The 1,989-nt window shown below is 37.4% G+C and carries 2 protein-coding genes; both read right to left on the bottom strand.

The window, feature by feature from the left end:
- Nucleotides 1-501: 501 nt before the first annotated feature.
- Nucleotides 502-1,404, bottom strand: coding sequence for an IS3 family transposase (locus QDN89_RS21855; protein ID WP_280772313.1), 903 nt, complete (start codon nucleotides 1,402-1,404; stop codon nucleotides 502-504).
- 26 nt (nucleotides 1,405-1,430) lie between these two features.
- Nucleotides 1,431-1,874, bottom strand: coding sequence for an HTH domain-containing protein (locus QDN89_RS21850; RefSeq protein ID WP_280772312.1), 444 nt, complete (start codon nucleotides 1,872-1,874; stop codon nucleotides 1,431-1,433).
- Nucleotides 1,875-1,989: the final 115 nt, after the last annotated feature.

Genomic DNA, 1,989 nt, shown 5'->3' with positions numbered 1-1,989 from the left:
CTAAAGTGGACCCCATGTCAAGGACACTTTGAAAAAAACGACTAACTTTTTTTACTTGTTCCTCTTATGCTTGCTTCATAGGAGGAGCGGTGACAAGTCCAAAAGGACACGCTCAAAACTAAGAGCGTGTCCTTTTGTCATCCACTAAAAATATGAAGAGACATTATTTATCAAGTTTGGAAGCATTAGAGTTTTCTGTTTTTCAAGATGAACATGCGTTACGAATCTATCCCAATTGGATGGTAAGATATTTTGAATCTCTCACAGAAAAGGAATAATGTAAATACTTTCTATCCTATCAAAAAATCACCAATCAAATGCAATCCGAATCATACCTTATCGATTAATTAAAATGGATATTAAAGTATCCACCCATCGAATTAGAATATGATCTATACCTTAAAGCTCGATTAGACCCTGATTTTTGCGAGGGGGAGGTCTTTCTACCAGGGAAATGGAACGAACTACAAGAAACATACGAGACACGATTCCAACAAAAAATTAGTCTTGTAGAGGAACAACAACGGGAATGTCTGGCGTCTTCACAAGATGAGCCAGAGGATACACTCCCGTTTTAAGAAATGCCGCATATTGATTGGGGGATAACTTTGCGAGATCCCATTGATACCGTTCGTTGTTGTAGTAATCCATATAGTCATCAATTTTGATAGAAAGATCCGAAAAAGTAAGGATGTAGCCAAGATTCCCTAATTCATCTTTCATGTGGCCAAAGAAAGATTCTTGCGGTGCATTGTCCCAACAATTCCCTCGACGTGACATGGATTGCCGTAATTCTTTATCATTCAGTAGCGTTTGAAATTTCATACTGGTATAGTGTACGCCCTGATCGGAATGGATCAGGGTTTTCTGTTTTTTAGGAATCGCATGATGTTCAATTAATTGTTCAATCATTTCCAAAACAAAATCTACTTCTAACGATTCACTAAGCACATAAGAAAGAATTTGATTGGTAAGCGCATCTTTGATTGTAGATAAATAAGCTTTCTGACCTCGTCCAAAGTAGAGATAGGTAATATCCGTAAGCAGGACCGTTTTGGGACCATAAGCTTTAAAATGGCGATTTAAATGATTAGGCTTCGTTGCATGTTCTTGCCTGGCTTTTGCCATTCGTTTGTAAGGATTTGGTTTTCTAATCGGACATACCAGGTGATATTTATTCATCAGTCGTTGAATCTTCTTGCGGTTCATGACGATTCTTGTTTGAAGCAAGCGCATATAAATGCTTCTTGATCCCTTGGCATAACCGCGATATTGATAGACTTCTAGAATCAATTCAAAATCTTTGCGATCTTGTTTCTCGCGCTCCTGACGCTTCTCTTCCTGTTCGATCCATGCATAATAGCCTGAACGAGAAACCTGAGCAATGTCACATAACCATCTGATATTTAAGAGGTTATGGTCTCTTTCTGTTAATGTTTGGATGAGTTGGTATTTTTCTTGGGCAAAGCTTTGGTTGCTTTGCGATGGATAAAATTCATTTTTTTTAAAGCTTCAATTTGTTGTTTTTGTAATCTGACTTGATGTTTGAGATAGGCGATTTCTTCATCGGGGGTACGCTCTTTCGTTTGGGGGCGTCCATAATATTTGGTGCGTAAATCCGTAAAACCATCTATTCTATCCGCCATTATTCGTATTCTGCGAGAAAAACTCTTGATTCTGTCCTTCCCTAATACTTGTGTATCAAAACCTGCTTCTCTAAATATTTGTGTAGCAAACTTCCCTTGACCTAATTCATGTATGAAATGATGCTTATAAGCTTCAGAATAGGTAATAGCTTTGTTAGAGACCTTATCCACATAAGGATTCCTTTTTAGTTCTTCTATCTGTTTATCCGAAAAATAATGCCCCCCCATATTATCAACTCCCGATTATAATCATTATAAAATAAGTATACGACAAAGAACCCTATAAAACTTACGGATAAGTAGTTTTTTATCCGTGTCTGTTTTATAGGGTCCAGTTTAACCA

The sequence above is a fragment of the Salipaludibacillus daqingensis genome (assembly GCF_029891575.1).
Taxonomy (GTDB): Bacteria; Bacillota; Bacilli; order Bacillales; family Salisediminibacteriaceae; genus Salipaludibacillus; species Salipaludibacillus daqingensis.
This window is presented reverse-complemented; position numbering and strand designations above follow the sequence as displayed.

Excerpts from the sequence above, each read along its gene's own strand:
- QDN89_RS21850 (WP_280772312.1), bottom strand. The coding sequence starts at position 1,874 with ATGGGGGGGCATTATTTTTCGGATAAACAGATAGAAGAACTAAAAAGG.